Source organism: Shewanella sp. MF05960 (assembly GCF_050849305.1).
GTDB lineage: Bacteria > Pseudomonadota > Gammaproteobacteria > Enterobacterales > Shewanellaceae > Shewanella.
On the sequence record NZ_JBOZPS010000006.1, the window covers coordinates 131,379 to 143,956 of the forward strand.

At 43.8% G+C, this 12,578-nt stretch carries 13 protein-coding genes; 8 read left to right on the forward strand and 5 right to left on the reverse strand.

The genetic code is table 11. The features are described from left to right. Window positions 1-86 precede the first annotated feature (86 nt). The gene (locus ACROAE_RS07990) at window positions 87-1,316 is read left to right on the forward strand and encodes a diguanylate cyclase domain-containing protein (protein WP_432400532.1); all 1,230 of its coding nucleotides are present in this window, start codon (window positions 87-89) and stop codon (window positions 1,314-1,316) included. A 62-nt stretch (window positions 1,317-1,378) separates the two neighbouring features. Here ACROAE_RS07990 and fieF read toward each other — a convergent pair whose 3' ends face one another. Together fieF and ACROAE_RS08000 are read right to left on the reverse strand one after the other, a co-directional pair. Next, entirely contained in the window at window positions 1,379-2,248 is an 870-nt protein-coding gene (gene fieF, locus ACROAE_RS07995; RefSeq protein WP_432400534.1) for a cation efflux pump FieF, read from the reverse strand. A gap of 189 nt (window positions 2,249-2,437) precedes the next feature. Then, window positions 2,438-2,929, reverse strand: coding sequence for a Spy/CpxP family protein refolding chaperone (locus ACROAE_RS08000; protein WP_432400536.1), 492 nt, complete (start codon window positions 2,927-2,929; stop codon window positions 2,438-2,440). A gap of 276 nt (window positions 2,930-3,205) precedes the next feature. Here ACROAE_RS08000 and ACROAE_RS08005 point away from each other — a divergent pair, with 276 nt between their 5' ends. From ACROAE_RS08005 to ACROAE_RS08035, 7 genes are all read left to right on the forward strand, one after another. Continuing rightward, complete coding sequence (locus ACROAE_RS08005) at window positions 3,206-4,636, forward strand: cytochrome C biosynthesis protein (RefSeq protein WP_432400538.1); 1,431 nt, start codon at window positions 3,206-3,208, stop codon at window positions 4,634-4,636. A 107-nt stretch (window positions 4,637-4,743) separates the two neighbouring features. Continuing rightward, a complete protein-coding gene (locus tag ACROAE_RS08010) occupies window positions 4,744-5,430 on the forward strand; it encodes a response regulator (RefSeq protein WP_160051961.1) in 687 nt (228 codons plus the stop codon). Further along, window positions 5,430-6,809 carry an ATP-binding protein gene (locus tag ACROAE_RS08015; protein ID WP_432400540.1) on the forward strand — a complete coding sequence of 460 codons (1,380 nt, stop codon included), beginning with the start codon at window positions 5,430-5,432 and terminating at the stop codon, window positions 6,807-6,809. Before ACROAE_RS08010 ends, ACROAE_RS08015 begins: the two co-directional genes overlap by 1 nt. A 74-nt stretch (window positions 6,810-6,883) precedes the next feature. Continuing rightward, complete coding sequence (locus ACROAE_RS08020; RefSeq protein ID WP_432400542.1) at window positions 6,884-7,567, forward strand: hypothetical protein; 684 nt, start codon at window positions 6,884-6,886, stop codon at window positions 7,565-7,567. 276 nt (window positions 7,568-7,843) lie between these two features. Continuing rightward, window positions 7,844-8,002 (forward strand): YqaE/Pmp3 family membrane protein, encoded by a 159-nt coding sequence (locus ACROAE_RS08025; RefSeq protein ID WP_011635799.1) that lies wholly within the window; start codon window positions 7,844-7,846, stop codon window positions 8,000-8,002. Between the two features lie 267 nt (window positions 8,003-8,269). Beyond that, window positions 8,270-8,734 (forward strand): tRNA (uridine(34)/cytosine(34)/5-carboxymethylaminomethyluridine(34)-2'-O)-methyltransferase TrmL, encoded by a 465-nt coding sequence (gene trmL / locus ACROAE_RS08030; RefSeq protein WP_432400544.1) that lies wholly within the window; start codon window positions 8,270-8,272, stop codon window positions 8,732-8,734. Next, window positions 8,734-9,069 (forward strand): DUF2956 domain-containing protein, encoded by a 336-nt coding sequence (locus tag ACROAE_RS08035; RefSeq protein ID WP_432400546.1) that lies wholly within the window; start codon window positions 8,734-8,736, stop codon window positions 9,067-9,069. Before trmL ends, ACROAE_RS08035 begins: the two co-directional genes overlap by 1 nt. A 25-nt stretch (window positions 9,070-9,094) precedes the next feature. Here ACROAE_RS08035 and ACROAE_RS08040 read toward each other — a convergent pair whose 3' ends face one another. From ACROAE_RS08040 to ACROAE_RS08050, 3 genes are all read right to left on the reverse strand, one after another. Then, window positions 9,095-9,625: a hypothetical protein gene (locus tag ACROAE_RS08040; protein WP_432400548.1), complete on the reverse strand. Its 531-nt coding sequence runs from the start codon at window positions 9,623-9,625 to the stop codon at window positions 9,095-9,097. A 163-nt stretch (window positions 9,626-9,788) separates the two neighbouring features. Continuing rightward, the gene (locus ACROAE_RS08045) at window positions 9,789-11,237 is read right to left on the reverse strand and encodes a M16 family metallopeptidase (protein ID WP_432400550.1); all 1,449 of its coding nucleotides are present in this window, start codon (window positions 11,235-11,237) and stop codon (window positions 9,789-9,791) included. Next, entirely contained in the window at window positions 11,234-12,562 is a 1,329-nt protein-coding gene (locus ACROAE_RS08050) for a M16 family metallopeptidase (RefSeq protein WP_432400552.1), read from the reverse strand. The genes ACROAE_RS08045 and ACROAE_RS08050 overlap by 4 nt, the downstream gene beginning before the upstream one ends. Window positions 12,563-12,578: the final 16 nt, after the last annotated feature.

Here is a 12,578-nt window from a genome sequence, read left to right on the forward strand (position 1 = left end):
AAGCGGTACATGCAAATCATATTTCCAGTGCTAGAATGATCAACCAATAAAGCGATAGTGGCTTGTCCCAAGTGCAAGGATAGATTTTGGATTTTGATGCTCAATATGGTGTAGTCATTCACCAAGACTTTATTCCGAGACATGCGGATGATACCTATGCGAAAATTTTCGGCTATGAAAACGCGCAAGAAATTCTCGCATTAAAGAGTATTTTGGAGTTAATCGACCCTGAGTCGCAAGACATTGCCGCGCACACTTATTACGCACTAATGAGTGGCATCGAAAAACCACAAGTTCGAAGTTACATTAACCGCAATCGCCTTGGCGAAGTCATGAATGTGCTTGCCATTGAGCATATTGTTGAATGGCAAGGGCGCCCTGCACTGCAGATTACCATTGTTAACTTAACGCAATCACTTCAGCTGCAACAATCATTACAACAAAGTGAATATCGTTACCGTGCCTTGCTCAATGGTTCGGGTCAAGGCGTGTTAATACACCACCAATTTAGTCCACTTTTTTGTAATCAGGCATTAGCCACTATTCTTGGATACCCTAATCCACAAAGTATTATGGCGTTACCGTCCATGTTAGATTTTGTCGACCCAGCCTATCGTGCCCGACGTGAAGAAGCACTTAACAACCTATTCAATCACAAAATCCAATCGTCTACCGTGGAAATAAAATGCCTACACTACAGTGGGAAACCTGTATGGGTAAAACTGATGGAAACAATCATAGACTGGAATGGTCAACCGGCTATTCAAGTCACCATGACCGACATCACTGAGGCGTATTTACTCAAAGAAAAGTTTGAGCAACAAATTCATGTAGACTATCTCACTAAAGCCCTTAATCGTCGCGGGATAACATTAGCAGGTAAAGCATTATTGCTCGATAACACCTTGCCACATCATCACTTCTATTGCGTATTAATGGCGTTAGATGAGTTAAAGCAAATCAATCATTTGTTTGGCCATGAAACCGGTGATAAGGCATTAATCCATTTTGCTCAACAATGCCAAAGCAGGTTAGCCGATGCCGACTTACTGGGCCGTTGGAGTGGTGATGAGTTTATTGCCATTATTCGAGCAAGTAACAATAGTATTGCCAGAAATGTAGCCGAAAGCATTCGTCACAGTATTGATAGCACTGATTTAGTAGACCCAGAAACGGGTAAACACCTTCGTTTTAGTGCGTGTGTTGGCGTGTCGAAATGGCAAGAAAATGACACCCTAGATGAGTTAATTTTACGAGCGGACTCTGCACTAGAGCTGGCTCGTTCGCAAATAACCAACCAACTTGTGATGGTTTAATACGTTAAACCTATCGTGCCTATTATCAAATAGGCACGGTTGCACCTAAAGAAAGCACCTGCTTACACAGGGTCTTGGTGAATAATCACTTCAGCATCATCAAAAGCCGCTTTAATCACTAAGCCAGCCTTATCGGCGATATCGTGTGCCTCTTCAAGCGACAACTCACCCGGTAGTTCCATGTGCAATTGAATAAAAGTGGTTTTACCGGCTTGGCGAGTGCGTAAATCATGAATACCTTTTACTCGTGGATCTTGTTTTGCCAGTGTTTTAATTTGCTCACGCGTGTCGTTATCTAACTCACGGTCGAGCAAACTTTGTATAGAACGATAGCCTAAATCGAGCGCTTGCTGGCCGATAAACACCGCGATTAACACCGCAAATAAACCATCTGCCCACCACCAACCATACATTGCTAACACCAAAGCCAGTAACACTGCACCATTCAGTAGCAAGTCAGATTTATAATGTAATGAATCAGCTTCTACCACCGTACTCTTGGTTTTTTCAAGTGCACGTTGTTGCAACATCACCAATCCTAGCGTCATCACAATCGCAATGATTGACACAACAATGCCAACGCCAGGGCTAGTTATCGGCACTGGATTAATTAATTTTTCGCCGCCATAAAGCAACAATAGTGATGCTGAACCTAGAATAAATGCCGCTTGAGCCAGTGATGCTAACGGCTCAGCTTTGCCGTGACCATATCGATGATCTTTATCTGCGGGCACAATGGCATAACGGATAGCAATAAAGTTGACGATTGAGGCTAATGCATCTGCAAATGAGTCGGTTAATGACCCCAGCATACTGGCCGAGCCAGAATATAACCACGCCAATAACTTAATCACAATAAGACACAGTGCGGTCGCTACCGACGCGCGGCTAGCAAGTTTGACCCAAAAGTCATATTCAGAGGATGAGGACATAAGGTGGTTATCGATTCTATTGGCTAAGTTTATCTGGGGTAACTATAGCAAGTTCAATACTATATTAGGACAAAGTTTACTAAACCAAGCCATCCCTTTTATCAAACTGTGACCATTAGCAAACTTGCATGAACAAAAAAGCCGTTACCACATGGTAACGGCTTCCAATAATCGCTTAATTAGGGTTAATTATCGACGGGCTTTATGACCTTTACCTTTAGCAAACTTTTCTTGAAACGTTTGCTGCTGTTCTGGAGTCAATAATTGATAAATTTCATTTTGCATTTTTAACTGCGTCAACATACGTTGTAAATGCTTTTGCTGTTGTGCTTCAGCCATTTCAGTCGCTTTAGCTTCATCGAAACTGGCTCCTGTAATAAGGGCTAACATTTCTGCACGGTGAGCAGTGCGTTGCTCTTTTGTTGGACGCTCAGGACGATCCGCTTTGTACTTTTCAACAACGGCTTTAACTTGATCTTTTTGTGCGTCAGTTAAATCCAGCTTACGCAACATTTTATGCATGCCATCTTTAGGGCCATGATGTCTGTCGCCTTTTTTGCTCATTTGTTCCGTTTTCACAGTCGTATCTGTTGTGTCGGCAGCGTACAACTGTCCGGCTAATAATGCTGAACTTGCCACGAAGGCAACTAAACTAGTTTTGATAATTGATGATGTTTTCATTGTTAAGTTCCTTGGTCTACATAAGTGTTTGTTTTCTGCCTTAGCAGATTTGATACTCAGTTTAGCGAATGCAATGTCAATTAGGGTTAATGATGAGTAAACCTATGTAAAGAGCATTTTCATAACACGTTAACTCTAATCATTCATGATCAACTTGGCATATTCGGTCATAAAAATCGCTGAAATGAGAGCCAGTTAACGGAATGTGGACTTGCTTGTTACAGCAAACGGATAAGGGCATAAAATCATATTATTAGCGTTTGAATGGAATTAATTATGAACCGATTGATTGGCCAACTACTTTTTCTTCTTAGTATTCTTCTGTTAGCACCGAGCTCAATAGCCAATACATCTACCACAACAGATGACGCCATTTGGTATAGCCAGCAAAACCAGCAACCGGTAGTCAAACTGCATTTCTTTTGGTCTAAAACCTGTCCGCATTGTAAAGAAGCACATCCGTTTATTGATGCATTAGGTGAGCGTTTTCAATGGATAGAGTTACACGACTACGCGATCAGCGAGCCGGGCAATGTCGATAAATTAATGCAAATGGGCCAGCGCACCGGCGTTGAACCTAAATCAGTGCCCTACTTTGCCATTTGTGGTGAAGCGGTTGTGGGTTACAACAGCCATGACGTCACCGGACGCTATATTTTAGAGCGACTGATAGACTGCTATCAACGCCAGGGTGGCCAAGCTGTTATTGGCAGCAAACTAGACGATTTCTTAGGTGCTGCGTCAACTAATGATGCGCCACTGTTTGAAACCTGCGCCGACACCAGTGACGACCCTCAAGCTGAAGGCAGTTGCGGTATGTCTTTTGACAGCACCAGCAAAATTGACTCACCAGCAAAACCCAGCGTTCAGCCCGTTGACATCCCCTTAATTGGCGAAGTACATCCGGAAGAACTGTCATTACCCGTTTTAACTGTAGTATTAGCCGGTGTTGATGCCTTTAATCCCTGTGCGTTTTTCGTATTACTGTTTTTATTGAGTATTATGGTCAATGCTGGCAGCCGTAAACGCATGTTATTGGTTGGCGGGATCTTTGTTTTCTTCTCAGGATTTATCTACTTTATCTTTATGAGCGCATGGTTGAATTTATTCCAACTACTGGGCGGCGGAGATGGTGGCATTATTATTACCTGCGCTGGGTTGCTGGCATTGGTAGCCGCCGTGGTTAATATTAAAGACTACTTCTATGGACGCGGTGATGTCAGCCTATCCATGTCAGTTGAAAATCGTGGCTCATTAATAAAACGCATGGGCAAACTGTCTAAAGCCAGTTCACTACCAACCATGATTTTAGGCTCGACTATTTTGGCGATTCTCGCCAACGCTTACGAATTACTCTGTACCGCCGGATTTCCAATGATTTACACCTCAGTATTATCATTGTCAGACCTTGATTCAGTGCAGCGCTACATGTATTTGATTGCCTACAATATTGTCTATGTCATTCCGCTCGCCGCCATCGTCATTGTGTTCTCGATGACATTAGGCAAGCGCAAACTTACTGAAAAAGAAGGTGAAGTTCTTAAACTTATGTCTGGTATTATGATGCTAGGCTTAGGAGGCATGTTAGTACTCAACCCTGCCGCATTACAAAATGCCGTATTTTCAGTTGGCTTAATATTAGGGGCTATTGTCGTCACGTTTATCGTAGTCAAAATTACCCGTTATGTTAAAAAACAAAACGGGTAAATGTAAAACTATGCAATGTTAATGTAAATTGTCCCTAGTATGAGATAATCTGTAATTGATTGAAAATCGGTATGTTGTACCGATTTTACTTGTGCTAGAGGACAGTTATGAATCGCATTTTATTGATAGACGATGACATTGGTTTATCCGACCTGCTCAGCCAGTTGCTAGAGCTTGAAGGCTTTGCGCTGACCCAAGCCTATGATGGTGAACAAGGGTTATCGCTAGCGCAACAACAAGACTTTGACCTCATTCTGCTTGACGTCATGCTGCCAAAACTCAATGGTTTTGAAGTATTGCGTGCTTTACGCCAACGCAAGCAAACACCGGTACTCATGCTGACTGCACGCGGCGACGAAATCGACCGTGTCGTGGGACTAGAAATTGGTGCTGATGACTACTTACCGAAACCGTTTAACGACCGCGAATTAGTGGCACGTATACGCGCCATATTGCGCCGAGCACAAACCACACAGCAAGATGCGCAAAACAACGATATGTTGCAATTTGGTGATTTACGCCTTGACCCTACCCGCCAAGAAACCTATTGCAATGAGCAATTGATTATCTTAACAGGCACAGAGTTTTTATTGCTGTTTCATTTGCTTGAAAAAAGTGGCGAGCTGGTAACCAAAGAATCATTAAGTGAAAACGTGCTCGGCAAAAAGTTAATGCCATTTGATCGCAGCTTAGATATGCATTTGTCTAATTTACGAAAAAAACTTCCTGAGCGCCAAGACGGTCGTCCACGGGTTAAGACCCTACGTGGCAAAGGCTATATCTGGATACCGTAATGCTAAAAAACAACCCGTTTAATCGACTCTTTTTTAAGTTACTGCTGGGCTTTTGGCTGTGCAGCTCATTGATTATTGCACTGGTATCGTTATTGCCATTGCTACAGCAAAATCATGACCGCTCACCACTCCCGCCCAGCCTTGAGCGGGTGCTAAACAAAGTTGCGACACGTATTCAACAGCAACCGCAATTACTTGAAAGCAATAACCTGCAACGCTTGCACCGAGGTAGTGACCAAAACGGTGGCCCAATCCGCTTATATTTAACCGACGACGAAGGCAAAGTATTAAACAGTAAACGAGTCTCGCGCGGCTTTAGACGTTTTCAATTAATGGCTGAAGAAGCTAACCAACCCATAAGCCATCAATTTAGAGACGAGCTGATTTTTGGCCCTTATATCTTCGACGTTAACGGCAAAAACTATCAGTTATTTGGCCGTTTACCAGACAACCACCCCCGTCCATGGTTTTTCTTTTTTGCCGACAACAAATTACTTACCGCAGGATTAGCCATATTATTATCAGGCTTTTTGTGTGGCCTACTGGCATGGTATTTAGGCAAACCATTACGTTCATTAAAATTGAGCGCCAACGCGCTTGCCCGAGGCGACTTAGCCAATCGCGTTGACGCAGCAACCGCTAACCGTCGAGACGAAATGGGCCAACTCGCGGTTGCCTTTAATGGCATGGCCGACGCCATTGAAACCATGGTAAACAACCAACAACGCTTAATGGGCGACATATCCCATGAACTGCGTACCCCTTTAACAAGGCTACAATTGTCACTCGCACTTGCACGTAAAAAAGGCCAACACAGCACCGAGCTGGACCGTATTGAATACGAGGCGCTTCAACAAGAAGCCCTTATTAGCGAACTACTCACATTGTCACGCGTAAGGCTTAATGCCACCGAAAAACGCCTCACAGCTGAGCTAACCGAAACATTAAGCCAGGTGTTAGATGACGCTGAGTTTGAGGCCGAACAACAAGGCAAGCAATTACACATCAATATCGATGAATCGATTTGCTTTGAACATTTACCGAAAACCTTATCGCGCGCCATTGAAAACTTGCTGCGTAATGCGATTCGCTACGCCGAAAAAAATGTCTATATCGAAAGTAAGCAAACTAAGCATCGGGTGAGCATTGTCGTTAAAGATGATGGTCCAGGATTGGCTGAAGAAGAATTAGAAGCGATTTTCACGCCATTTTACCGCCCAGACAGCTCTCGTGATCGTGAATCTGGTGGCTGGGGATTGGGCTTGGCCATTACTCAAGCGGCTATTTATGCCCACAATGGCCAGATAGCTGCAACCAATCAGCAACCACATGGATTAGTGGTGACTATTGATTTACCGACCCAATTAAGCACGCTTTAGCCTGTGATAATTAGTTTAATACATCATTAATCTGGTGCTATGCTTAACAGTATCATTACATTACTTAGCGCCACATGTATAAAATAATCATTGGTTTTCTATGCTGTTGTATTTTTACCAGCCAAGCTCAGGACATTGACGTCATTGCCTTTGAGTACCCGCCTTATTTAACTCAATACAGTGCCGAGCAAGGCGAAGCGGTGGTGTTATTACAGCGCGCTTTTGCATATAGCGCGTTAAGTACCAACGTGACATTTGTACATAGCACCACGGCGCAACAACAGTTAAAGAGTAACAATTGGTGCTTGAGCTTCTTGCCGCCACAAACGCCTTCCGCACAGCATTTACAGGTGATATTGGCAGATAAAACCATACCGCTGATGTTATTTCGCCTAGCTGAACCGCAAGTGTTTATCGGTAACGAACTTAAAGACAAAGTGATTGCGCATTTACCCATCTCGCTAGATGACCGAAAAGTACGCTCTTTTGTTGATGCCGGGGCTAAGCTGCAACTGGTCGACACCATAGAACAGGGACTGTCGTTATTATTAGAACAGAAAGTCGATTATGTTTATGGCGATCAACAAGGGATTAATTTCGCCGCCAATAAACTCAATTTCCCCGCCATGTTATTACAAGACTCTGCCATGGTATTTTACCAGTTCCCAATGTCAGTATGGCTAAACACCCAATGTAAGAGTGCAACCGCGATTAAGTCGCACTTAACTGACCAAAAGTATCAAATTAAGTCTTTTTAGAGTTTAGCCTGTTAATCAATCTAAATACCCTACACTCTCGATGATAAAAAATGCTCAGGTCGCGGTATATCTTACTAACATGACTTAGCCAGCGTGCCATCGACTTGCCTTAACCTTAATAGTCGCTAAATGCCATCAGCCAAATATTGGTCTGATAATTGCTTCGTATTAAGCGTAGGCTATAAACAAGTAAGCGTAAGCTATAAGCAAGTTGCTCGTAGACTATTAACGTTAGGGATTGCAACTTCTCACATCACAGCAAAAAAGGAGATCATTATGGATTTATTACGAATTTTAATCGCAATTTTACTACCACCTCTGGGCGTTTTTTTACAGGTAGGACTCAGTAAAACCCTGTTGTTAAATATTATTTTAACCTTATTGGGTTACATACCAGGCATAGTGCATGCCGTGTGGGTTATTGCTAAGCGCTAGTAAGATTTATGATATTGCAGCGCAGCAACGAGGCTTTAGTTGCGCTGCAATCAATCGGCAAATGTTACTTGTGAGGCGTAATTTTTACCTCACTAGCTTACTGACAACACTAACAACCTAGAATATTATCGCGACAACGCCGCTATCGCCCTACCAATGCTTATTACCTCACGATAAGGTCATGATGATCTTACGTGGATGACGCTACCCTTCTGCTGAGGTATAATTTAATCTTGTTTTTAAGCCTCGCAAAGCCTTAAGGTTACTATGTTTCATATCGCACTCTACGAACCAGAAATCGCCCCAAACACCGGAAACATTATTCGCTTATGCGCAAACAATGGTGCACAGCTGCATTTAATTGAACCTTTGGGATTTGATTTAGAAGAGAAAAAACTTCGCCGTGCCGGATTAGACTACGCCGATTTAACTCGAGTGACGCGTCACAAAGACTATGCGAGCTTTTTAGCGGCTATACCGGGAAAGCGTATCATGGCTTGTACCACCAAAGGCAGTCGTCCGCACACCCAAATCGCGTTTCAAGAAGATGATGTATTACTGTTTGGCCCTGAAACTCGCGGCTTGCCAATGGACATTATTAACGCCACGCCACTAGAGCAACGTTTACGCATCCCAATGACGGCAAGTAGCCGTAGCTTAAACCTGTCTAACTCTGTCGCGATTATTAGCTACGAAGCGTGGCGACAACTTGGTTTTGCAGGCGCAGAATAATGAAACATACACCGTCGCCAGAAACTCTAAACGATGCACTGTCCATGGCCAAAGCGACTCAAAAGCCAGGTCAAAGCAAAGAGCAAACTAAGCTGATTGCTGCCGGAATTGAAAAGGGTATCGCAGAGTATAAAAAACGCGAAAAAGCCAAATCTCGCGACCGAGATAAAGCGCGTAAGCAACGTTTAAAAGCCAAGAATACCGATCATGAAAGTGATGACGCTGATTCATTCGACAATGAGTCATACTCACAAATGACGTCTCTGGCTTGGGTGTTACTGGGGCTGTTGCTGCTAAGTTGGGCGGGATTCGCAGCTTACTTTTTGATGCTGTAAACCAGCTGAAATCGGTATAAGACCATTAAGGCTTAAGCAAACTTAGTGCTCTAACCACTTGATATTGTTCGCTGTCATCATCCAGATAATGAGCGCTTTGTTGCCATTGCCAACCGCCTTGAGGTTGTTGGTTATTCGCCTTAATGGGGTCGAATTGCAATTGCACTAATGCAGGGCGCTGATTAATCTCACCTTCACCTAAAAATGAAAAGCTGTCCGCTTGTTGATATAAGGTCAGTTGCTGGGTGACATCTTCCGTCACGCCATTGCCATAAACTAATAAAACGGTCTCTTGTTGCTGCCTAAACCACCATGTTTCGCTGTTTGAAAAGCGGCTACCACGGCTCACACTGATATATAAATTGCGCTGATCTGCCGAGCACATTATCGAGGTCGTTACTGCCATTGGGTCTAGTGCAGGATTGGCAGCAGTGCCTTGCCACTCACCCACCAGGTGCGGGCATAACTCAGCCAGTGCAACCTTGTCAGCAATCGCACTCAAGGGCAGCGTACTACTCATAACGGCGAGCAATAACAATAAGCGGCTTTTCATCATAATTCCTCAACTAATGAGTTGTAATTTTAGTCTAACCTAACCTCAAAATAAAATGGCTCACTTGCAAAAACCAGTGAGCCATTTGATGTTTATTGATTAACCTGATCTCGCGAGCTCAGGTTGATTACCTCACATTGAGGTCGATAATAAAGTGCAATAATTGCTACTGACCAAAACCTGTATCGGTAATATTCACCTGTGTGACTTCACCGTATTGTGCGGCAATATCGGCGATCTCAGCAGCATTACCAATTAATACAAACTGCAAATTTTGCTGCGGAAAGTATTGTGTCACTAAGCGTTGAGTTTCAGCCAATGTTAAACCATCCACTTTAGCTTGGAACTGGTTAATAAAGTCATCGTTCATGCCATATAAATACATGTCAGACAGTAATCCAGCAAGCTGGCCACTGGTTTCGTATTTAGGTGGGAACTGCCCTTTAACATATGCTTTTGCTGAGTCTAGCGTCGTTTGATCGATACCCTTTTCCCACAAACGCGAATACGTCAGCAAAGCTAAATCGATGGCTTCTTTGGTGGTCGACGACTTAGTAAAGGTACTAATTTGGAATAACCCAGACTGTGAATAAGGGCTAAAACCAGAACGTGCACCGTAGGTTAGACCAGCATTGACACGTAACTCATCATTTAACCATGAGGTAAAACGGCCACCTAAAATGGTGTTCACCACGGTTAATCCCACATAATCAGGATTGTCGTAGCGAATACCAACACCACCAATTAAAAACGTAGTTTCAATGGCGTCGGGCTTGTCGACTAACAAGACTCTTGGTTTGGTTAACGTCGGTAAGTTTTGGCTTAAATCTGGCTGCACAACGGTTTCTGTCGCTTGCCAATCACCAAAGGCTTTATTGAGCTTGGCGGTCATCTCAGCAACATCAAAGTCACCGACCACGTTAATGGTCATGTTATTGGGTTGGTAATAACCTTTGTGAAATGCACGTAGCTCATTGGCGTTAATGGTCGCGATTGACTCACTGCTACCAGACGCCGGGTTAGCATAGGGGTGCTGACCAAAAACCAACTTGCTAAAGTAACGGCTAATCACTGCGCGTGGGCTTTCTTTTTGTTGCGATAAGCCGACAATTTCACGTTGTTTAAGCTTATCAAACTCTGCGGTATCAAAGTCTGGTTGACGGATCACATGACTAAAAATGGCTAACACACTGTCGATGTCTTTGGTCATCATGTTAGCACGTATGTAAGTACCTTCTGCATCGGCATTGGTATTCACGCTCGCGCCAATAAAGTCCAGTTGCTGTTCAATATCTGCTTTAGATTGACCTCCTGCGCCTAGCATTAAGCTTTGCGAGGTTAAGTAAGCCAAACCTGAGGTGGTGTCATTAACCGCACCCGCTTTAATCACTGCATCAAGGGTGACTAATGGCACTTCTTTTTGCACCATTAAATTAACGGTTAAGCCGTTATCTAAAGTGATTTTTTGATAGCTTGGCATCACAAAACTTGGGGCGGCCGCGACTGGGTCAGCTGTAGTATTTTGTGTTGCTGCGCAGCCGGCTAGGCTTAAACTGCACGCTAAGGCGATGGCCGATAACGACAAGGTCATTGTTGAATGAGTACTGGTTTTCATTTGTCTGACTCCTCAGTCGCAGCGAGCACACCGACTGTACGATTTGCTTTAATTAAATAGGTTTGTGCTACGCGCTGGATGTCAGCTGGAGTCACTTTGTTATAGGCTTCTGGGGCATTAAACAGTTTGGTGTAATCACCAAAATACAGCTCATAAGTACCTAAGGTGTTGGCTTTACCGTTAATGGTTTCCATGGTCTGATAAAAGTCCATTAACTTGATATTTTTAACTTTTTCCAGCTCTTGTTGAGTCACGCCCTGGCTGGCAATTAAATCAATTTGCTCAATAAGGGCATGTTCTAACGTGTCGGCATCCACACCCGCGTTGGCCACGCCCAAGATATAAAATAGATTTGGGTCAAATGACATGGGCATATAAGTGTCGGCGGCTACGGCCAATTGCTTATCGACTAACGATTGGTAAAAACGTGAGCTGTTGCCCTCGCTTAACATTGAGGCTAATAAGTCCAATGCATAGTAGTCTGCGTGGCTTGTGGCTGGCACATGGTAAGCCAACATAATGTTTGGCGTACTTACCGATTCTTTTTTAACAAACACACGGCGCTCACCTTTTTGTTCAGGTTCTACCGTGCGCACGGCTTTTGGCGGTGCCTGAGCAGGAATAGGCGCAAAGTATTGGTCAGCCAAAGCTTTTACCTGGGCAAGCTTTACATCACCAGTAATCACCACTAACGCATTGTTTGGTGCGTAATAGGTTTTATGGTATTGCTGTAAATCTTCAAGGGTCCATGCGGCAATGTCTGACTCATAACCTATCACCGACCAGCTATAAGGATGCGCTGAAAATGCTACGCTTTTTAGGGCTTCTTGAATGGTGCGCCAGTTAGAGTTTTCAAGCCCTGTGGTGCGCTCAGATTGCACAACGCCACGCTCACTTTCGACCATTTCAGGGTTAATGTCTAAGTTGGCGATACGATCGGCTTCAAGATCAAAAATCGTTTCAATTCCACTGGCTGGGAACCAATCGGTATACACGGTTAAGTCTTCACTGGTATAAGCATTATTGGCGCCACCAGCTGCTTCCATGGTGCGGTCGAACATTTTAGGGCCAAACTTTTTTGAGCCGTTAAACATCATGTGTTCAAAAAAGTGCGAAATACCGGTAATGCCCGGGACTTCGTTGCGCGATCCGACTTTCCAAAAAATGTACATGTTGGCATTGGGGATTGAGTTGTCCTCAAGCACCATGATTTTCATGCCATTATCTAAGGTAAAGCTATTGATATCTTCTGCTTGTGTTGCCGACACGGTTGGCGTGCTTAGCACGCCTAATGTCATCAACAAAGCGATGAGTTTACGGGTCATATCTTGCTCCTTGAGC